Below are 21840 nucleotides of genomic sequence, written 5' to 3' on the forward strand. Positions count from 1 at the left end.
GAACCGCCGATGTCAGTCTTGCTCAATGTCTGTGGCTTTTTGCGGGCTTGGAGTGACTTCATACAAATCAGTCACATTGCAGCCGATGGAATCGGCAATAGCGATCGCCGCTTTAAGCGGCATGACTCGTTTGTTGTCGATATAATCATGCACCCGCTCCGGCTTCATGTGCAGGTCTTTGGCCAGCCAAGATACTGACTTTCCGGACTCCAGCAATCGTTCATGTAACAAACAGCGTCCCAGTTCAAACTTCAAGCTATACCCGCCTCCTTCAATGATACGATTCATATGCTTTCCGCATTTAGCTTCATGACGATGAAAAACGCTGCTCCAATCAGAGCGGACAGGAAGAGAAACGGCTTTTTATTAAGCTTTTTTTGAGCCACCCAGGTTCCGTAGGAGCAGATAAGCGCCGTGCTTGTAAAAAACATTAGAAAGTAAACGCCCTCCGGCGAAAATACAAATTTAAAATTGCTCACGCTGAATGAGCCCATCATAAATGCAACCATGGTAATCGGAATGATCCCCACGCCTATAAACGCTGCTGTTTGAAGCCAAAAATAATATCTGCGGATGGCCCTCAAGAGCACTACGCAAAGAAAAAAATAATGAAGTACCGACTGTAAAAAAAGTAACCAGCGTCCAGGTCATCAGCAGTTCCAGGTTTATAAAAAACCTGCCGCTCGTTACCCAGAGAGAAATGATATACGTTAGCATACCCGCTATATAACCGGTAATAGCGACCCAAATGTAAAAAAGATTTTCACGCTTCACCCTGCCACTCCCTTACTATTTCTCGATGCATAACATTTCAGGATCCGGCCCCAGTTTTGCACACGACCTGTCCACCTGCGGGTGACATCGACCGTCACCCATTAGAAACCTGCCGCTAGTTACCCAGAGAGAAATGATATACGTCTTCCTGCAAAAACGTCATCACTGCATTCTCACGCACTCGTTTATTACTGCTTCATATAGTAAACATGCACCTGATTGCCTGGCTTACTTCCATGCATGTGGCTTGGCTTTTTTCATAATCTCTTGGATATGCTCTCGCAAAATTGTCCAAAGACCTATGGTATGATTCTGGTTCGTGAATGAAATAATGATGGAACTGACCACACGTTGAGGTTGTATTTCTCCATTGTCCGGTGGCTTGCTGTTACCTCCCAGCCTTCTTTCCTCCCTAATGATGGCTTCACGTTCAGCGGCTGAACCTCATGTATATCCTTCTCGGATATCTCTTTAATTTCTGAAATTTCAATGGATTTCACCGAGAGAATTCCTGTACGGCTGTTACGTTGTGCTTCACTTGGAAAATTCGTTAATCGTCGATCTGGAGAATAACTATTTACGTAGCTTTCCCAGTCCTCGTTATTGATCGAGTGTACATATTTTTTTATCGACTTTGGTACAGTACTTATTAATGGATCTGCGCTTGAGGCATGAATATCAATTCTAATTCCTGTGAGGCCAACAAAAGTGAAAACAACAGCGGCCAAAGTCATTACATATCGTTTCATACATTGAACCAAGTGTTTAACGCCCCCTCCAAATTCCTTATTCTATTTAATAACAGATTTATGTAGCAAGAAGTAACGTTTTTTATTGAATGGTTTTGAAGTCATTGCGATGCCCGACTGAGTGAAGGTCGTTGGGGAAGGGCTCCATGAATGCACGATGTATCAAGAAATGAACAAAAACCCGCAAGCACGACACTCTGAAGGGAGTGGACGGCTTGCGGATTTTTGTCTGACAGTAAAATAAAACGAATTTACAGGCTTTAAGCGTGGCGGCCTCATAGGACAAAGGATAAAGCCGGAGAATGCCGCTACATCGGCATTCTCCGGCTTTTTGCCGCAGGTGAAGACAGGGGGATGATTTATTGCTCCAGATCTAACACGATAGATATAATTTTGGCCGTTTCGCTGCGGAGAATGTTTCCTGTTGGCGCAAAGCGATTATTGGGCATGCCGCTCATGATGCCTAGCTTCTGCACGGTTTGAACCGCATCAGCCGCATAAGCTGCAATATCGCTATGATCGGCAAAGCCGACGGATTCTTGGGAACCTGATACTGTAATTCCTTTATAAGACAAATATCGATTAATCATAACGGCTGCGTTTTGACGGCTAATCATTTTATTAGGCGCAAACGTCCCATCCGCAAATCCGTCTACGATGCCAGCTTGCTCGGCCCATTTGACATAAGGCGCATAATAGGCGCTGCTGTTTACATCGCTAAATGACGTACTTCCGTCTTCATCGCTAACTTGATTCATTCGACCAAGCAGGGTGACGAACATCCCTCTTGTCATAGCCTGGCTTGGCGAGAACTCGGTTACGGAGGTTCCCTTCACAATACCGTCAGCAATAAGATCGCTAATATATTGCACAGCCCAGTTATTCGCAATGTCTGTAAATGCCGCCAGCTCTGGCAATGGTGACAGCGAAGGCGTCAGGCTGGACTGTACATGTCCATTGGATTGAGCTGTGTATGCGTAGGCATATCCCATCAAATCTCCATCCGAATAGGCTTTGCCCTGCAATTGAAAGCCTATTGGCTGATCATGATCGTTGACCCCGGCAGGGAAAATAACAGTAGGTACGCCGGAAGCAGAGGACTGCGGATCAAGACGGCCAAAGCTTGGCTGAATGGAATCGTTGAGATGAATATCGCTCAGCTCTGTAGGGTAGAGGAGAACGTCAACGCCTTCTTCATCCATCCAGTTGTGCAGCAGCTCGCGGTAGTTGGCCCGGTAGTCCTCGAATGCCTGAAGTGCTTCCTCCGTCATTGCGCCTGCGCCTGTATAGGTTGAGGTTGGATTCATGATTTGGGTAGGGTCTGTATACGGATTGTCTGGATGAGCCTCAATCCATTGACTCCAGCCTTCATAACGGGTGTCACCGGTAAAGTCGCGAGTTGGCGCTTTTGGCGGGGCGCTAATTTCTTTAATGGTTGCGCCTGCTTCAACAAAGTGAACAAATTGTGCGCGCATGGCGTCGCTTGTGCCGCTTGTGCCAAACGGATCATTAAAGGCTCCTGCCGGAACGCCTATTACCTTGCCTTTAAGCGCATCCTCGCGCAGGAAGGATTGCCAATCCGTTGGACGATGTCCGTCGGATACATCATCATAAGGATCGTTCGGGTTTCCAATAGCGGTCGCTTCCAGCAGCAAGGCGAGATCGGGAAGGGAACGAGCAATCATGCCCGTATAATCCTGAATAATGGTAAGTGGCATTGTGCCTGCCGTGCTTTGCATGCCATCGGTTCCGCGCAGACTGAACAGGCTGGCAGCTCCCGAAGGTCCCCACAGCGAGTCGCCTGTTTGCGTGCCAAATGCTGCTGCCGCAAAGCTGGATGCCACAGCGACTGCCGATCCTCCGCTGGAGCCAATGGAGCTTCTTGAAGGATCAAAGGCGTTCCAAACCGGTCCAAATGTGCTAAAGCTGAAGTGGCCGTCGCGGGCGAATTCGGCAAGATTTGCTTTGCCAAAAATAATGGCTCCTGCTTCACGAAGCTTTGCAACCTGCCATGCATCCTCAGGCGACTGATAATCCCGGAACAGGTCCGAGCCGCCGGTTGTTGGCATGTTCTTCGTATCAATAATATCTTTAACCAAAATAGGAATGCCTAGCAAAGGACGTGTATCTCCATTGGCGCGAGCGAGGTCGGCTTCTCTTGCCTGCTGCATCGCATCCGGCGCAATCATAATGACCGAGTTAAGACCAAGCGGTCCCTCGTCATACGCAGCAATACGGTCGATGTAAGCCTTCGTAATTTGTTGTGCGTTCGTTTTGCCAGATTCCATATCAGCCAGCAATTCCGTAATGGTTTTACCAGTGACATTGTATAGTGAGGTTGTACTTACAATGGGTGTAGTCACTGGATTAGTTGCGGCATCCGGCAGCGTTATATCCGTGTTGTCGCAATCCGCGTCGATGACACTGGCAGTGACCAGAGCGTCGAGATCATAGTTGCTGAGGCTGCATACTGCGCCTGTCGGTAAATCGCTGAAGTCAGGGTGCTCTGACAGCTCTTCTGCAACAGTCTGCACCAGCTTGACCTGTGAACCAGCAGCAAGCTCGGCGGATACCTCGGATTGGCCTGTTACAACGAAATGGGCCAGTGAGCGAGTTTGCTGAGGCGGAAGCTCCAAAGAATAAATTAGTCCATAATGATTGGCTTCATCGCCTGTCAGCGCTAATGGGTTAGTGAAGGGATCGCGAAGGAAATTGCCTGTGCGATTCAAGCTCCCCACAAATCCGCCTGTGCCAATCGTTGTGGCTGAAGGTCCATTAAAGCTGGCCGATTCTTCCCCGTCGGAAGGAGTATAGAAGGACACCCAGTGGTCGGTGTTGTCGATCGTTGCATCTCCACTTGATGTGGTAGAGATTGCGCTTTGGTTGGTTGACGTATTGTAGCCAAGTTGACCGCCAAAGGCGACCTCCACATAAATAGTTTCATTGGTTGTGTTTGTGAAGGTGTCGAAGAAACGCCCGGAGTTATTACTTTTATCCAGCTTGATTTCACGCTTTACGGCAACGCCGTCAATGGTAACGGCATTGGTGCTTGAGTATGTGTCTACGCCATCAAAGGTAAGTCCAAATCCGCGAAGCAGCACGCCATCCAGCAAATTGTCGGAGCCAATGACGTGCATACGAATTCCGCCAAAGCCCATCAGCGCCCGGGAATCTGTGCTGCGTACGCTGCCAGTGTCCAGGCCAGTTGGCGCCTTCGTGTAATTTACAACCCAGCTATCGTCAACAACAGACGCAGATGCTGCTTGTGCAGTCAAAGGCATTGAGATTGCGGAAATAGTAAGTGAAAGTGAGAGAGCTGCTGTCATATAAAGCTTGTTCTTAATAAGAGTTTTTTTCAACTTCGCACCATCCTCTTGAGAGTATTTAAGTTTCTGATCAGGGATTAATAGATATAGCGAGGTATTACGCAAAATTTATGTAATGTAAAATGACACATGAGTTGGATATTGCGTACTACCCCTCCTTTATTTTTTTGTTTCGTGTCAGATAACATAACTTAAATCAGATTATAATGATAATACGCTCTAATTTCAATGACAATTTTTATTTAATCTAAGAACATATATTACACATACATGACATCATAATGTCGAAGATGATTGCGCCACTGAAGAACTTGACATTTTTCAAGTGGTCGATAAAGCCAAACAAAAAAGAAGATGTCTGCACCCCTTTATTGGGTTATACATCTTCTATCTATAGGTTATTGTGTTGTACCTCCGTTGGGAATAAATATGGAAAAACATCTGCAAATCCTGTATTACTGCACGTCCTACCTTTTGCTGCGTGTAAATAACAGCCCATATGAAATACAGTAATGAATTAAACCAATCAAGGAAGCTAAGGAAATAGAGATTAATCTCATATTGACACTCCAGATATCTTTAATAATAAAGTATAGCGTATAAACGCAATACAATATTGCGTTGATCCCAAACTTAAATGTTGCCTTTTTAATGAGCCATTGATTAGTTAAAAATGAGAATATTGAAAAAAATAAAGCGAAAAAGCTCGGTAAAAATACTAGGATCATGAAGATATCAGAAAATAAAGGAAATTCATTATCAACATACTTCGGCCAGAAAATAGTAATACCCAAAATCGAGAGCGCCGCAGTAAAGTAAATCCATATTTTCAATATACTACTCAATCTAAACACCCTTTTTATGCGTTTCATCGATCTACTGTGTCTGTCTCTGTCTATGCCTTTTGTTGTTTGTTGGGTCTTATAACAATACAGGATTAGCGATTGTTTTTCCATTTTCATCCTGGTTTATTTCGTCAAGCACTGATTTTTGTTTTGAGTTGGTTTAAATTCATTTAAGTGCAAGGCGGCAGGAAAAAACACGCTAGACCCTTTTCGTTTGCAGGTTTTACACGGTTGCTGCTTTGCCGTTGCTTACCAATCGAATGGCAGTACGAATTAATTCGAGTTACATATTCTGGTTAATCAACAGGCTTGATAAAAAAACCATGTTGGTTTCGTGTACAATGGAAGTCACCACAACATCCCATTTAGACACGGAAGAAACCAAACATGAGCTACTCCTGTCTTAGCATAATTGAACGAGGACAACTACAAACATTACATCAACTGGGTTGATCGGCATGAAAGATAGCCCGCCAACTAGGTCGTCATCACGCTACGATTGCGAGAGAGATCCGTCATGGCTGCACGAAGGACGGCTATGAAGCAGAGCCTGCTCAGCGTGCCTACCACGAGCGTAGAGTCTCGAGCACACCTGTGGGTAAGTATACCGAAACGCTTGCCCAGGAGTTGAATTTGAAGGTGTTGGAGACGTGGTCCCTAGAGCAGATTGCAGAGAAACGACGAGTCGAACGAAAGCCTTTCGTTTGCTTGAACAGCTTGGAGAATCCCATCAACATTCATCCTGCCTCTTCTCCAAACATAGTAATTTGCCCTTCATCGTTTAATCCTGCGAGCAGGTTTTCGATATATAGAAGAAGAGTTACCAGACATAGCAACTCCTCCCTCATATCGATCTTCCTCAATATTAATTCGTAAGGATCCATCTTTGCCGATCCAGGGCTGGGTCCAGCTCGTTTAGCAGCAGTGCTGTTCCATCCTCTGACACCCCCAGTGCTTTCCTGTGATGAACTGAGATAATATTTACGGTCCCATCATCATGCTTATGGAGAATCCAGCGCTGATTGTTGTAGCCGAGATAGTGGTACAGTTGAAGCTTGTTCTGACCTGTATCCAGGTCAAGTGCCTGGCCAGCTGTTGTACGAATAGAATAGGAACCTGCATCGTCTCCTGTCGGGACAAGGATCCACTTCTGATCCGAAGCAGCATTAGCTTCTTTCAAGACAACAGCTTCACCATTAGCAAGATTTGCTGTATAGATCGATTTCTGCTGCCCTGCATTTACAAGTCGGGTCGTGGTCAAATGGGCAGGCGCTTCTCCGCTTACATTAACGTTCTGGTATGAAGCGTGTCCGCCAAATACATGGAGTCCAAAATGGCCTTCTGCAAATGTACCATCCTGCAGGTCTATCACCTTCTTACCGTCTACATGCACCACGATATGCGGCCCATCCGCTTCAATTTTCACTTTGTAGGTTTGCCCCGCCCGGATGAAAGCTGGGACTTTCGCTAATACCTGGCGATCCTCAAAGCGCCCATCCATTTTATAAAATAGACGTATGGACTTCATGTTTGGATCCAGATTCAGATAGTACCCGCTGCGTCCATCTTCGCTCGTACGAAACAAGACCGAGCCTGCTCCTCCGGACTTACCAAGCATCATATCTGCTTCGTAAGTAAAATTCCCTGCCTTCTGCTCAGCGATATAATGGGCATCACTGAAGTAATGACCACGAATTCCATTTTCACTTACAACCCAGGAAGCGGCTGATACATCTTTAACCCACCCACTCAAATTGGTATGAAATTCTCCTCCTGAGACTTTGACAAGAACATTAGCATAAGCTTTCCCATTCGGTGTGGAAACGGTAATGATGGACTCCCCTTCTTTTTTCGCTACAATGGCTGCCTGTGAGGATTGATCCGCTGCATTCACTCCAACCACATCTTCATTACTGGACTTCCATTTGACCCGCTGAACCCCATTTCCAGGGCTATTTTCCACCATCGCCAGAAGTGTATCGGTCTGCCCTTTACTCAGTTCAAGATCAGTTGTATCCGTAGCGATTCTGGTCGTTCCGTTTGTGTCTTGATTCCATACGGAGCCAAGCTGGTTTACTGCTAGAGATATAATCTTGACGCTCCCGCCTTTAGTATAAACACTCATTCCTCTGCTGGCCGGGTCCGGGAAAATGACTTCGGAGAAGACCACTTTACCGCCGTTCCCGAAAACCTCAACCGAGGATTCGTCAACCAGTATGCGCAGCTTGATGCGCCTATTCTCTGCCTGCATATGCGCATCATGCCTTGTGCTGAACTGGCTGGAGAAATCCGTTACTCCAGAATCAGAACGATCGACAAACACTTTGCTTTCGCCTGGTTTGTAAGCCACAATGGTCTTCTCGACTGCACCCTCCCGAACGTTAAAACCAAACTCTGTAACCTTACTACCTGCTGGGATTTCCACCTCAGCCTCAATCTCATAAGCACCTGAAATAACCCCTTTCAAGAGGTTTTGTGAAGAAGGGCTCAAAACTTTGTTAGCAGCAGAATATAATGGGGTTCGCAGCGATTCCAGCTCGTTAATTGGACTTTGGGCAAGCCGAATTCCCTCGTTCGTCGTTACTAATGAGACTTCTCTCGGGATGGTCAGTTCTCCCTTCCAATGTATCGTAGGGAAAGCAAATGGGTAATCCCAGTTGGTCATCCAGGCCATCATGACCCTGCGGTGATCAGGCATATTGGCAAATGACATAGACGCGTAAAATTCTTTGCCAAAGTCTGTCCGCAGCACCTTCCCTGCCGGATTATCATTCATGAATTTTCCATCCGCTGTTAATTGGCCGACGAAATATTCAGCATCCGATCCGCCTGTTTTCGGATTTGCACCAGTACTAATCATAAGAACCCATTTCTTCTGTGAAGTCCCGTCTACCGAAAGCTGGAATAAGTCAGGGCATTCCCATACTCCACCGCGAACGTAATCGCCATATCCCCAATTATCCGTCAAAGTCCAATCAACCAGATTGGTCGAAGTGAAGAAGCGGATATGATCGCCACCGGATACCACCATAACCCATCTATTATTCTCATCATCACGGACTACTTTCGGATCACGGAAATCCCAACCGCCAGGATCTTCTCCATTCTTGCCTGGATTCTCGATAACGATCGGACGTTCCTTGGAATATTCCCAGGTACGACCTCTGTCCTTGCTGTAAGCCAGACCGATTCGCTGGTTTCCGTTCGGGCCATCAGGATTAAAGGAGGTGTAGTATGCGATTAAGCCCTTCCCGCCTGAATCCCCGAATAAGCCTGACGCATTCGATAAATCTGCCACTGCAGACCCAGACCATACATGGCCGTGATCATTCCAAGGAAGTGCAGTTGGAAGCCGCTTCCAGTTTAGCATATCTGTGCTGACGGCATGTGCCCATGTGCCTCCATCCTGATGGAAGAGGTGATACTCTCCTTCGAAGTAAACCAGTCCATTGGGATCACTTGCAGATCCTCGAATGGGCGTATAATGATACTGGGGACGATATTTTTCAGTATAATATTGGCTGGCCTCTGTCATGTATGTATCCTGGAAGTAGGCCGTCCCCTGGATGACTGTGATTCCTGCATTTCCATTCGTGTAGGCTTTATCTGTTACATCAATGGCGGCCGGTGTGTATCCGTCCAGAAAGACCTGAATTCGATTCCCCGCTGCTTTGATCTCCACATGATGTTTTGCCCCTGGCTGGCTCGGATAGGTACGATATGAACTTGCAATCATCGTTCTGCTGTCTTTCATCAAGTTCACACGCACCTGATCTCCTTCCTTCGCCAGTACTGCTTTATATCCCTTTACTCCATCCGCTGATGCACGAAATGTGAGCGCTGCGACCGAATCATGAAGAAGTGAGATATTACCTTCATATACAAAATCAGCTGCCTGTTTGGTGAACACTTGCTGTGACCTTATTTGATTAACTGCAGTTCCTTTTATGCCGCGAAGATCAGGCTGCCATAATCCTGTATTTGTTACCGCGGGGCCAAGATTTCCTTTCAAATCGCTTACCATTATGTTCTGAAACAGGGCAGAACCATCCCACACATGGAGTCCGAGCTTACCGGTACGATAAGCAGTGTCCTGAACATCAATCACCGGCTTGTATTGATTGCCCCAATATACCTTCAGTGAGGATCCTTCCGCCTTCACCTTAAGATGATAAATTTCGCCTTCCTTTACAGTGACCTGGCGCTCTTCTTTTAATTCGCCCTCACCACTGCCTGCATCCCGCAGACGAATCACACCTGCACTCGGTACAATTTGAAGCATATAGGAATTCCAGCCATCTTCATTTGAGCGGAAAACTAAAGTAGCATCCGCCTTCATATCCCTGATCATTACGTCGGCTTCGTAAATAAAATCATCTGACGCCGTTTCAGAGAGTGCCATGACATTTTCCTTTGGATCTGAAGTCAGGAAGATTCCTTCAGAAGTATCCTCCAGTTTCCCCTTCCCTTGGATGTGCCAGCCTGTCAAATTCGTATCTGCATTGATCGCGCTTTCAAAAATAGACAGCTCCTCCTTCGCCAGTTGGTTTACCTGCTGATCAGCTTGCGCAGCCCATCCCTTATCGGGATTAGCTGCGTCAATGCTTGCCAAATTCATCATTAGCCCTGCTGTCATTAGTGAACATAATGCAGATTTTATTTTTTTGTTCATTTTCATTCCCTCTTTTCATTTAATGCTTTCAGGCCAAGTGCCACAGCACCGCATAATCCGGCTTGCTGGCCGAGACCTGGTGGCACAATATAATCGTCGATGTGATCCAAAATGGTTCTGGAATCCACATATCCGTTCAAATTCTGCAGCACCGCTTCCCGAATGAGCGGGAATAGCTGCGGCTGCTGCATAACCCCGCCGCCCAGAATGATCTTCTGAGGCGAGTTCAACAATATAGCACTCGTAATACTCTGAGCCATGTAGTATGCTTCGAACTCCCATGCGATGTGCTCCATGGGAAGCTCATCACCCTTCTTTCCCCACCTGGCTTCAATTGCAGGACCTGAAGCAAGTCCTTCCAGACAGTCCCCATGATAGAGACAAGTCCCTGCAAATCCATCCTCAGGATGACGTCTCGTAAGAACATGGCCGCCTTCTGGATGAACAAGACCGTGAATTAATTGGCCTTCCAAATATATTCCGATACCCACGCCGGTACCCACTGTATAATACAAACAGCTGGACAAACCTTTGGCAGCGCCCCACTTCGCCTCACCAAACGCCGCTGCATTAACGTCTGTGTCCCATCCGAATGGAACTGGAAAGACTTTTTTCAAAGTGCCCAGCATATCGTAATTAGCCCAGCCCGGCTTGGGTGTTGTTGTCACATAGCCATACATCCGGCTATCTGGGCGAAGGTCGATCGGGCCAAAAGACCCAACTCCGATCGCTTCTGCCTGTTTGCCTTGAAAATATTGAATCACTTTGGGTAATGTCAGCTCAGGATGTTCTGTGGGAAAACTGATCTGTTCCTCAATTTCCCCATTTTCATTACCGATGCCGCATACAAACTTAGTCCCGCCCGCTTCAATCGCTCCTATTCGCATGCATAATACTCCTCTCGGTGATTTAATTCTTCTCCTGCTTATCAGCCGGAATAAGCTTATAAATATCCAGGGAAATCAGCAGGTCATTCTCTGCAAACACAGCAATACCGCTGGATTCTGGTTTAGGGAATATTAAATCCGTAATCACGGCCTGGCCTCCATTACTGAACACCTCAACGGAAGAGCGATCCACATATATACGAAGATCATAGGAAGGCCCCGCTGCCTTCAATTTTGCTGAATGATGTCCTTGGAAATGTTCGTGGAAATCATGCTGACCTGAAGCCATTCGATCTACATACAATTCCTCTGTGTCCCCATGAATACCGATTACGGTTTGCTGGCCTGCACCCACTCTTACCTTGAAGCTCGCAGACTTGTGCCTTGGGAACTGGGCAACAATCTCATAAGATTCCAGGTTTAACTCGTTAAGACGAGCATTAATATCTTTTACCGCTGCGTCTTTCATAGATAGAACCCGAATACGGGCTGACTCCATTTCTCTTGCCGGCTTCTGAACAAGAATAACTTCGCCATTTCTCGATTCGAGGTAAAGCTCTCTTGCAATCGTCATTGCACCGCGGAATACTTCTGTCGGCGTCTGGTTCGCATACATCCAGTTGCTCATCCAGCCGATAAACAGACGTCTTCCATCTTCAGCAGGCATATCAGACCAGCTTACACCTGCATAATTATCCCTTCCATAGTCAAGCCAGCGAACGTTCATAGAATCTTCGTCTGGGGTGAACACCTTTCCGTCAAAGTCACCTGTAAAATACTGTGTTCTGGATCCTTCCACAAAAGCGGGGTCCGCACCGATGCTCACCAGCATCACCCATTTTGTATTCGATGGATCACCGTCAATGGCAAGTGGAAACAGGTCCGGGCATTCCCACACGCCGTCATGAGAACCTATTCCTTCTCCAAATTCGCTGGCAAATGTCCAGCTTTTCAGGTCAGGGGAGTGATATAGACATACCGTTTGACCACAAGCGATAATCATCACCCACTGGTTTGTCTCTTTATGCCAGAACACCTTAGGATCACGAAAATCAATGAAGGACTCATGTTCCAGTACCGGATTTCCCTCATATCTCGTCCAGGTTCTTCCCTTATCTTTACTGTAGGCCAAGCTTTGGCGCTGAATGGCCGGTTTGCCGTCCGGCATTTCCAAGTGATGTGTAAATATCGCGACCAGGCCTGGTTTATCTTCAAAAAATTCGGTTGTATTATTCCAGTCGACTACGGCACTGCCCGAAAAAATCATTCCCAGCTCATCTGGAGCAAGTGCGATAGGCAGCTCCTCCCAGCTAACAAGATCATTGCTGACCGCGTGGCCCCAATGCATAGGCCCCCAGGTCATACCGTCTGGATGGTGCTGAAAGAACAGATGATATTCTCCCTCAAAATAAACCATCCCATTGGGATCGTTCATCCACTTTTCCCTTGGTGAAAAATGATAGACTCCGCGGTAATTTTGTTTCGCAATGGTAGACATTATCGTTTTCTCCTTTACTCCCCGTAATTTGGAGGTCCTTAAACTAAGACCTTCTCTCTTTTATAAAAGAAGGTCGTGTACAGCAGCTCAGCTGCATGGAACACGCCCTTCACGGTTTATCTTTCAAAGTTAGTTATTATCTAGTTGCTCTGTCATATCCACCTTGTTTGATTTCAAGCCACTCTTGCAGTCCTAATCGATCCAGTTCTTTCAGATATTCATCCCACTGTTCGTCGATTTTGCCATTCTGATACCATTCCGTACGCATTCTAAGCACATAGGCGAACAAGTCTGTCTCAATCGTCGTAAGGCGATCAAGCTCTTCAATGGAATTGAATATGCTTGGCATTACGTTTTCGGCTTTCATGTTAGGCGCCATAATATTCTTAATAATATCCATTCTGCCCTTGGCATCATCCGGCATGGTTGTATATTTTCCGTAGTAGGAATCAAGGATCGCTAATGGCCCGCCAATACTTGTCTTCTCCCGCAGTTCAACAGGTGCTGCACCTTCCAGCGGCAAATGCTTCAGCATCCCCTTCGCTTCATCCCATTCGAAGATATTCTGCTGTTTGTCGTCACCATAAGTTCCCCAGTTATTCTGTACCGATTGGACCGGGTCGTACAGCTGATCTACCCATTTCGCTGTTGTTTCCACATTCTTATTGGCGCTGGTGATCACCATCTTGCCGCGTCCTAAGCCAAGTGCATTGGTTCTTGTTACGTTAACTTCGCCATCTGGACCGGCAAGCGGCGGCATCACATCGTAAGTATCATTCGCCCCGGTGATGTTGGCTTTATCCCATGAGAAATATAGTCCATATCTCTGATCCTTGCCTTTTGCAAGATAAGTGCTCCAGTCCTGTGTATAGGCTTCAATATCAATGAGTCCTTCTTTGTACAGCTCATTAATGTATGAAACGGCTTCTTTGTAGTCCTCGTGAGCCGCTGTAAATATTACTTTCCCGTCATCGCTTACTACCGCATGGTCAGGGTTCTCACCCAGTCCGAACGATCCAAAGAGGAACGCCAAATCTTCTGCTCCCGGCCTGTTAATAAAAGATAAAGGAATTTCGTCGGCTTTACCGTTCCCGTTAGGATCCTGGGTCTTGAATGCAATCAATACTTTTTTTAATTCCTCCGTTGTAGTCGGCATATCGAGACCTAAATTCTCAAGCCATTCCACATTGATCCAGGGCATACTGTCTACCGCCTGGATCCTTTCTTTACCTTCACCCAGCTCTTCAATCCACGGGAATGCATAAATATTACCGTCTGGTGCAGTAATCATGCTCTTGTAAGCTGGAGCTTCTTCAAGTACTTTTTTAAAGTTAGGCATATGGTTCTCAATAAGATCATTCAGCGGAATAATAGCACCGTCTTTAGCAAGCTTTAGCAGCTCATAGTCGCTGTAGTCGGCGTTAAAAATAGCATCTGGGAGGTCCCCGCTGGCCACAGCCAAGTTTCTTTTTTCAACAAATACATCATGGGTGAAATTCTTCCAGTTAATATGAACATTCGTCTTTTCTTCAAGCCGTTGATTGATCAGCTTCTCATTCGGATCCGCTGGCGCAAGCGGTGAGCTCTGTGTAATAAAGTTCAGTGTTACCTTACCGTTTGGATCCTGTTCTTTACTGGCTGCACCTCCTTCTCCACCACTGCCGCATGCAGTAAGAAACATAAGAGAAGCAAGCACAGTTGCAGACGCAACCTTCATTGAACCTCTTGGTTTTGTTAATCTTTTCATAGAATATGACCTCCCAATTTAAATGAAATAACCTTTAATCTATGTGCAGCCCGTCTCCTATTTAAGGGAACCGACCATAACACCTTTTTCAAAGTACTTTTGGAAGAAAGGATACATAATGAGGAGCGGCAAGCTGGAAACAACGATGGCTGCATACTTGATGATTTCAGATAGTCGTTTCATTTCTGCCATGGCGAGCTGGTCGCTGATCATGCCCGGATCCACCTGATTCTGGATCAAAATGGAACGAAGAACGAGCTGCAGCGGGTGAAGATTAGGATTATCTAAATAAATCATTGCGTCAAAGTAGGAATTCCACTGTCCCACAAAGGCATAAAGTGCGAGCACGAAAATAATCGGTTTGGAGAGCGGCAGTACAATACCGAGGAAGATACGCATCTCCGTTGCTCCATCTACATTGGCGGCTTCCTTTAACTCATGGGGTACTCCTTTAAAAAAGGTCCTGGAAAGAATGATGTTCCATACATTCACTGCTCCGGGAATGATCACGGCCCAGACCGTATTCAACAGACCCAGGTCTTTCACAAGGAGATATGTAGGGATAAGTCCGCCTCCAAAAAACATGGTGATAATAAACAATGTCATGAAGAATCCCTTTCCTTTAAGCCTGTCGTCGGACAGAGCGTACCCTGCACAGATGGAGACTAGAACAGTAAGGATGGCAAATGAAGCAGAGTATAAAACAGCGTTCCCAAAACCTCGAATCATCGCCGGATTGGAAAGAATCTTCTTATACCCTTCTACTGACCAGTCTGAAGGATTGAATGATAATCCTGTACTGAGCAGCATGGATGGATCCATGAAGGATGCGACAACAACGTAAACCAAGGGAACGACCACGACAAGTACGGCCAGCGTCAGAAAGATCGCATTCAGCATGAGTATAAAGCGGTCCAGACCGGAATGTTTAATTGGCATGACTTGCTGCTCCTTTCTTAGTAAAGACCTTCGCCCTCATTCAGTTTCTTCACGATGAAGTTCACAGTGATGAGCAATATGACATTGATGATTGAGTTAAACAGCCCTACTGCGGCTGAATAAGCATAGTCGCCTGACTGCAAACCGATTTTGTAAACGTAAGTTGGTATAATTTCAGATGTTGGCAGGTTCATTGCTGTTTGCATAAGGTAAGCTTTCTCGAATCCGATCGACATGATCCCACCGGCTGCAAGGATAAACACGATTGCCATAATCGGCCGTATGGTGGGCAGATCAATATGGCTTATTCTCTGTAGAAGATTAGCACCATCGAGATTGGCTGCATGATGTAATTCAGGATCAACATTAGCGAGCGCCGCTACATAAATAATGGATGCCCAGCCGGCCCCGGTCCAAATATCAGACAATATGTAAATCCAGCGAAAGTACTCAGGACGTGACATGAACATGATGGGCTCACCTGTAACCCAGGTAAAGAGCTGGTTCACCGGTCCCGTTGGGGATAAGAAGATAAACAGCATCCCTACCACTACGACGACAGAAATAAAGTTAGGCGCATATAAGAACAATTGAATATTCTTCTTAGCCCCCGCGCGGCGTATCTGATTCAGCATCAACGCAAGCAGGATCGGAACGGGAAAGCCCAAAATCAGACCGAAAAAGCTTAATTTAAGCGTATTCATAAAGATAACTTCGAAATTGGGAGAAGAAAGGAACTTCTCGAAGTTGTACAAGCCTACCCAGTCACTTCCCACAATCCCTTTGATAGGGCTGAAATCTTTAAAGGCGATAATCGCACCATACATCGGACCATATTTGAAAATAAGCGTCAGAATCACAGCCGGCGCAATCAAAATATAAAGAAAGTAGTGCTTCTTCATATAGTCAAGTAAGGTACCCTTGTGTCTAATTACCGTTGTTCTGTTGTCGACTTCTAATGATTTGTGCAATTGCCTTTACCTCCGTTCTACAAAAAGTTTACATTTTCCATGCAGTAAGGGCTTTCACGAACGAACTTTTGTGTTAAACTCTGTCCTGCTGCATTTACAATTTATCAAACACCATCTCTCTCGTCAATAGTTTTTGTAAAAATAATTTGTGCATTTTAAAATATAATTTGTTCATAATCAGGAATATAATTTTACATAAGCACATTTATACACTTCAAGTTTCACAAATCAATAGAAACACTTGCCTATTCTTAGTATTTTCTCTAGTTTTTTGAGTTGAACTCATGTGTTTAACTATACATATCTATAATCCCTCTCTTTCCTTCTAGGCTTAAATGTAAACTAAATTGTTCATTTGTAAAATCGGATTGCTATTCCAGACAAATTATTATAAATTAGAAAGAGTTATTGATAAATAGAGCACGGTTCATGGGGGATTTAGAACAGGAATATAGAATTTAGAGGTGGAATGACATACATGGCTAGGGAAAAAGTAACCATACAAGATATTGCAGATGCTTTGGGAATCTCCAGGAATACAGCTTCCAAAGCCTTAAACGGAGCAAGCAGCATACCCGAAGAAACGAGAAACAGAGTAATTAGAAAAGCGATAGAGTTAAAATATAAACAATTTGCATTTATGGAGACCGAAAGTAATCTCTCGAGAAACACGGGGAATATAGCCTTATTGACAGAAAATTTACCGAACACTTCCCACTTTGGATCGACACTCATCAGCGGACTCGAAAAGCGGATCAGTGCCGAAGGATATAATTTATCCATTCATATTATAAGAGACATTGAGCAGGAATCCCTGTCCCTCCCTAAAAACTTTGATGTATCCAATGTGGACGGAATTATTTGCATTGAGTTATTCAATTTGGAATACAGCAAGCTGATCACCAGCCTTGGAATCCCTACGATCTTTATCGACTGCTCTGCCCATGCGTGCTACCCTGATTTTGAAGCTGATGTGCTTCTCATGGAGAACGAACACAGTACTTACCAGCTTACCAAAAAGTTAATTGATGGCGGTTACACATCTTTGGGGTTTATCGGAGACTACAACCACTGTAGAAGTTTTAATGAAAGATGGGTTGGCTTTAATCGCGCCCTAAACGAATCAGGGATTCAGCTCGATCTCTCGCAATGTATTCTCGACGACGATCGACTATTTTCCTCAAGTCCAGAGTGGGCTGACGCAAGACTGAGCCAAATCCGCGAGTTCCCTTCTGCATTTGTCTGTGCTAACGATTACATCGCCGTTACCTTCATGAGGTCAATCAAGAACACGTTGGCTATTCCCAATGACATCGTCATTTGCGGCTTTGATAACGGTCCTGAATCCAGCATTGTTGAACCTCATCTCACAACCGTCCATATTTACAGTAATGAGATGGGTGTCAAGGCAGCTGAAATGCTGCTCTCCCGTATGAATGATCCGAAGCAGCCCTATCAGGTCTCTCATATCTTTACCAAACTGATTATAAGAGATTCCACACCTAATATCAGTTGAACAATTTCAAAACCCAAAGACTATACGAGAAAAGCGACCTATCTAGGTCGCTTTTCTCGTACGAGGCACCATCATTCACTCTCCCGCTGTCCCTGTCACTCTTTGGTTATTATAATGAATGGTCCCCCATGCCTTTAATCATATGGGCTTCTCTGTACTGACCCGGACTTATGCCCACATGCTTCTTGAAAACGTGGCAGAAATACCGCTGATTATCGTATCCGACGCTATGTGATATTTTGGATATTTTATATCTATTTTCCCTGAGTAGCTCTTTCGCTTTCCGAATGCGAAGTAAAGTCATATATTCCATGATGGTCTGCCCGGTCGATTTTACTAAATGGAAGGCCTCTTTTCAGATTATTTTCCCTGTTACTGGATAATTAACAGGCCTGTTACCTACACTAAATAGTTTAAATTTCATCTTTTTTAGTTTAAACCCTAACTGCATAACTGTATAATTGTTATAACAGCTGAATATGATGATAAGGAGGAACTCTAATGAATAGGATGATCGAGATGGAACGGAAAGTGACCAAATTCGGCAACAGCCTTGGTATAACCATGACTGATGCTTTAAAACAAATTGGACTGGACCACGGTGATATAGTCAATATTGATGTTAGCCCCGCTACTGGAGAAATTATTATTAGAAAATCAACGAAAGTATCATTGCCTGAAGGAATTAGTGCAGACTTCATGGATACATTGACAGATGTCATTGAGGAATACGATCAAACGCTTCGAGGACTTAAAGACAGATGACCTCCACTCGCTATTTATCCGTCCAAGAAGTAATAGCTATCAATGTAGCCATGATACAAAGATATAGTATAGGAGAACATATAGGAGTTAAAGAACCTGGATTGCTCGAATCGGCTGTCCATCGACCTCAATCTTCTGTCTTTGGTGAAGATGCTTATCCTACTATTTTCGAGAAAGCTGCGGCTTTGTTCGAATCGCTTGGACAAAACCATCCTTTTCACAATGCCAACAAACGAACCGCTTTTACAGCACTGGTTGTGTTCCTGCGTTATGATGGCCTGCATTTTAAGATGGATACAAAAAAAGCCGAGGATTTTACGGTCGATATGGTTAATCATCTAATCGACCGCCCACAAACGGCTGCGATCATTGAAGCTCACTGCATCACGATCCCGAGATCATAAGACGCAAAAACACCATCCTCATGCGGATGGTGTTCATGTTGGTGGAGGCGAGGGGAGTCGAACGAGCGTACCCTTTCTCCTTACCTTTGTTGCCATGTCCCCTTTTATCCTAGTGTGTCACGCTTTGTTGGGGGTTCATTTCTTATTCCGTCTCTTCACAGTTTAGCTCATATTGCCCGAATTTATCGCTTTCGTCTACGGTTGTCTACAAGGAACGGACAGGATCTTGTCCTGAGTCCATCAGATTTTAACTTATGCTAGTCTCACCTTCGCCGTGCCGCGCAGCAGCTCCAGCAGTATCAGCTGGGGGATTAGAAAGATTGGGTCGACGCAAGTCAAGGCTAGTAATGAACCCTTCGCGGCCTTGACTTACTCACTTAAAACATGACCCCCATCTTCGGAGCACTGGCTCACTCATGACCTAATAGCGGCTCTATTTCATCGAAATATTCAGTCCCTCGTTAATTCTCATCATCTTCTTCGCTCATACTTTTCTCTACATCTTTATTTGTTTCGTAACTTAATACCTTTTTAAAGTTACAATCACCATTATTACAATACAACACTGTTCGGATTCCGTCTGCATGATAATGTATGTCAATATATTCGGATGTTGGCAATAAATCGTTTCCACATATCGGGCATTCTGACGGAATATTTTCCTCGTCTACAGAAAAGCTTTTGTCATATTTGCTCATTAAAGCATGCCTCCATTTTTATGAACTTAGATTCTAAGAATACCATCTCCATACCAAAGATAATAGTAGTCCTTTCTTTTAATTCAAAAACGGTATATCTAAGTCAGATGATAATTTCAACTGCTATTAAAAAAAACGCGAGTTCCGTTTAAGGAACCCGCATCTGCGTCTAAGATAACACCTTACTCATGACACTCAGCTTTTCTTTATGCGTGTTGTCGAACAAATGGGTGTATATCCGACTGGTCGTGCCTATATCCGAGTGACCCATAATCTCCGAGATGGCTTTGATATCTACACCTTCTGAGTACATGACACTGGCAAAGGTGTGCCGCAAGTCATGCAGCCTAATCCGGGGCAACTCATGCTTTCTCAAGAAATCCAAGAAGTGTTCAGATACCGAGTTGACTCAATAAGGCTTCCCATCATCCCGGACAAAGACATAATCGGAATCGTGGTATAGTCTTCCCAGACGCTCTCTCTGCTTATCTTGCCAAGCCTTGTGAAAAACTAATAAATTGTAAACCTCATCAACAATATGCATAGATCTTCTGCTCTTCTCCGTCTTTGGCATTTTGACAATATTGTTGTTGTCCCCTGCCGCTGTACGAACCTCAATAATTTGAAGAACTCTTTGATCGAGATCGACATGCTCCCACCGCAATCCAGTTATCTCTTCGCGCCGCAACCCTTGACCGACCGCGAGGTAAACAGGAACTTCCAGCTTCGTCCCCCTCACCTTTTTGAGCAACAGCTTAATCTGCTCTTTGGTATAACTCTTACCGACAAACTTAACTCCTTTCGGCTGGGTAACACCTTCCATTACATTTCGATGTACCAAGCTCTGTTTAAGTCCAAAATCAAGCGCTTTATGGAGCAGTGCATGATGCCTGCGAATCGAGTTAGCGGACAATTTCTTCCCTTTGCTCAAATAGCTGTAGTACTCTTGAATGATAACGGCATTCAAATCCTGGAGTTTTATGTTGCCCATGTAAGGCACAAGGTGGTTCTAAACAATATTTCGATAACCGTACGCCGTTGTCTCTTGACAGTTTTCTTCCACGTATAGTTTCATCCATCTTTCCAAATGTTCAGCAACTGTGAATTCGTTCTTCATCACAAGCATACCGCGTTGCTGGTTGTAGTCGAATTCCGTCTTTAATTTAATGGCTTCCGCCTCTGTGTCGACTGTTTTGAATTTGCGTATACGCTTGCCATCCTCGGCTTTTCCATACTCGAAGGTCACTCTGAACTTACCATTTACTTTGCTATAACTCGCTGCCATTTCAATCACCTCATCAATGTATTGGGAGGGGGCAAAAGCCCCCGAGGAACTTCCTACAAATCGATCTTACCGTAGAGTGTTTTGGACAAGTAACTATCCAGTTCGTCTGAACGAATCAATATCTTCTTTCCGACAACCATCTTCGGAAAGTCCGATTGGCTTACCAATCGATAAATCGAGTTCTTTCCTAAAGGGAGAATTTCCGACAGTTGGGATACCGTATAATATAAAGGTTGATTAGCTTCACTATATAAAGCTTGAGTAGCTTCCACGATAATTGCCTCCAATCAATTTATTTACTTATTTTGTATTAACTTGTAACACGAGGGGAGTCAAGTCATTTGAAGATAAATCTCTACGACAACTTCGCAATGTGAGAAAATTTGTTCTGTTTATCAAAGAGCATCCAATCAACTCCGCCAGTTCCGGGCACCCCAGCCCTCGAGGTGAAGCTTGCCGGAAACCCTAGCACCGAGCGGCTGAAAACAATTTACCCCGCCTGTCTGCAGCCGCCTAGAGCAACTCCGGCGTTTTAAAAATAAATGTCCGGCGGGTACAGCCTAGTCATCAGAATAACGATACGTCCGGCTGATGACCTGATTAGTGCGCCCAAACCCAGCTGTCAGTCTGCAACCGCGCCTCCCAAACTACATCGCCCAGACGATTACTGGGAAGTTTGCGGCGGTGGTGCCAGATGCTTACTGAATCTCCCTCCTACCCGGTTGTCGAAACGTGTCTACAACGAGATTGACGAAAGTCTGTGC

General features: G+C 45.1%; 16 protein-coding genes and 3 pseudogenes. 4 read left to right on the top strand and 15 right to left on the bottom strand.

Translation table 11 applies throughout. From position 1 onward, the window contains the following. Window positions 1-12: 12 nt before the first annotated feature. From ACH6EH_RS03780 to ACH6EH_RS03795, 4 genes are all read right to left on the bottom strand, one after another. Entirely contained in the window at window positions 13-255 is a 243-nt protein-coding gene (locus ACH6EH_RS03780; RefSeq protein ID WP_397331175.1) for a helix-turn-helix domain-containing protein, read from the bottom strand. 210 nt (window positions 256-465) lie between these two features. Then, window positions 466-774: a hypothetical protein gene (locus ACH6EH_RS03785; protein WP_397331176.1), complete on the bottom strand. Its 309-nt coding sequence runs from the start codon at window positions 772-774 to the stop codon at window positions 466-468. 299 nt (window positions 775-1073) lie between these two features. Continuing rightward, window positions 1074-1523: a hypothetical protein gene (locus ACH6EH_RS03790; protein ID WP_397331177.1), complete on the bottom strand. Its 450-nt coding sequence runs from the start codon at window positions 1521-1523 to the stop codon at window positions 1074-1076. A gap of 359 nt (window positions 1524-1882) precedes the next feature. Further along, window positions 1883-4882 (bottom strand): amidase family protein, encoded by a 3000-nt coding sequence (locus tag ACH6EH_RS03795; RefSeq protein ID WP_397331178.1) that lies wholly within the window; start codon window positions 4880-4882, stop codon window positions 1883-1885. A 1199-nt stretch (window positions 4883-6081) separates the two neighbouring features. Between ACH6EH_RS03795 and ACH6EH_RS20215 the strand changes: the two are divergent. Then, window positions 6082-6414: pseudogene (locus ACH6EH_RS20215) on the top strand (transposase); the annotation flags it as partial. Window positions 6415-6559: 145 nt separating this feature from the next. Here the strand turns inward: ACH6EH_RS20215 and ACH6EH_RS03800 are convergent. From ACH6EH_RS03800 to ACH6EH_RS03825, 6 genes are all read right to left on the bottom strand, one after another. After that, the gene (locus ACH6EH_RS03800) at window positions 6560-10366 is read right to left on the bottom strand and encodes a GH32 C-terminal domain-containing protein (RefSeq protein WP_397331259.1); all 3807 of its coding nucleotides are present in this window, start codon (window positions 10364-10366) and stop codon (window positions 6560-6562) included. 2 nt (window positions 10367-10368) lie between these two features. Continuing rightward, the gene (locus ACH6EH_RS03805) at window positions 10369-11253 is read right to left on the bottom strand and encodes an ROK family protein (protein WP_397331179.1); all 885 of its coding nucleotides are present in this window, start codon (window positions 11251-11253) and stop codon (window positions 10369-10371) included. Window positions 11254-11275: 22 nt separating this feature from the next. Then, complete coding sequence (locus ACH6EH_RS03810) at window positions 11276-12751, bottom strand: glycoside hydrolase family 32 protein (RefSeq protein WP_397331180.1); 1476 nt, start codon at window positions 12749-12751, stop codon at window positions 11276-11278. 136 nt (window positions 12752-12887) lie between these two features. Then, on the bottom strand, window positions 12888-14468 hold the full coding sequence (locus ACH6EH_RS03815; protein WP_397331260.1) for an ABC transporter substrate-binding protein: 1581 nt from the start codon (window positions 14466-14468) through the stop codon (window positions 12888-12890). A gap of 87 nt (window positions 14469-14555) precedes the next feature. After that, window positions 14556-15437 (bottom strand): carbohydrate ABC transporter permease, encoded by an 882-nt coding sequence (locus ACH6EH_RS03820; RefSeq protein ID WP_397331181.1) that lies wholly within the window; start codon window positions 15435-15437, stop codon window positions 14556-14558. A gap of 17 nt (window positions 15438-15454) precedes the next feature. Beyond that, window positions 15455-16339, bottom strand: a complete 885-nt coding sequence (locus tag ACH6EH_RS03825) for an ABC transporter permease (RefSeq protein ID WP_397331261.1) — start codon at window positions 16337-16339, stop codon at window positions 15455-15457. Between the two features lie 547 nt (window positions 16340-16886). On the opposite strand from ACH6EH_RS03825, the gene ACH6EH_RS03830 reads away from it, so the two are divergent. Continuing rightward, window positions 16887-17924 (top strand): LacI family DNA-binding transcriptional regulator, encoded by a 1038-nt coding sequence (locus tag ACH6EH_RS03830; RefSeq protein ID WP_397331182.1) that lies wholly within the window; start codon window positions 16887-16889, stop codon window positions 17922-17924. A 109-nt stretch (window positions 17925-18033) separates the two neighbouring features. Here the strand turns inward: ACH6EH_RS03830 and ACH6EH_RS03835 are convergent. Further along, window positions 18034-18249: pseudogene (locus ACH6EH_RS03835) on the bottom strand (helix-turn-helix transcriptional regulator); the annotation flags it as partial. Window positions 18250-18425: 176 nt separating this feature from the next. Here ACH6EH_RS03835 and ACH6EH_RS03840 point away from each other — a divergent pair. Beyond that, window positions 18426-18689: an AbrB/MazE/SpoVT family DNA-binding domain-containing protein gene (locus ACH6EH_RS03840; protein WP_208204663.1), complete on the top strand. Its 264-nt coding sequence runs from the start codon at window positions 18426-18428 to the stop codon at window positions 18687-18689. Further along, window positions 18686-19093 carry a type II toxin-antitoxin system death-on-curing family toxin gene (locus ACH6EH_RS03845; protein WP_397331183.1) on the top strand — a complete coding sequence of 136 codons (408 nt, stop codon included), beginning with the start codon at window positions 18686-18688 and terminating at the stop codon, window positions 19091-19093. The genes ACH6EH_RS03840 and ACH6EH_RS03845 overlap by 4 nt, the downstream gene beginning before the upstream one ends. A gap of 461 nt (window positions 19094-19554) precedes the next feature. On the opposite strand, the gene ACH6EH_RS03850 is transcribed toward ACH6EH_RS03845, so the two are convergent. The 4 genes and pseudogenes from ACH6EH_RS03850 to ACH6EH_RS03865 form a co-directional block, all read right to left on the bottom strand. After that, entirely contained in the window at window positions 19555-19791 is a 237-nt protein-coding gene (locus tag ACH6EH_RS03850) for a hypothetical protein (protein WP_397331184.1), read from the bottom strand. Between the two features lie 169 nt (window positions 19792-19960). After that, window positions 19961-20791 (bottom strand): annotated as a pseudogene (locus ACH6EH_RS03855) (tyrosine-type recombinase/integrase). A 9-nt stretch (window positions 20792-20800) separates the two neighbouring features. Continuing rightward, window positions 20801-21076: a hypothetical protein gene (locus ACH6EH_RS03860; protein ID WP_397331185.1), complete on the bottom strand. Its 276-nt coding sequence runs from the start codon at window positions 21074-21076 to the stop codon at window positions 20801-20803. 53 nt (window positions 21077-21129) lie between these two features. After that, window positions 21130-21348, bottom strand: a complete 219-nt coding sequence (locus ACH6EH_RS03865; protein ID WP_397331186.1) for a helix-turn-helix domain-containing protein — start codon at window positions 21346-21348, stop codon at window positions 21130-21132. Between the last annotated feature and the right edge of the window lie 492 nt (window positions 21349-21840).

It is taken from the genome of Paenibacillus sp. JSM ZJ436, assembly GCF_044383795.1.
GTDB classification, from domain to species: Bacteria; Bacillota; Bacilli; order Paenibacillales; family Paenibacillaceae; genus Paenibacillus_AQ; species Paenibacillus_AQ algicola.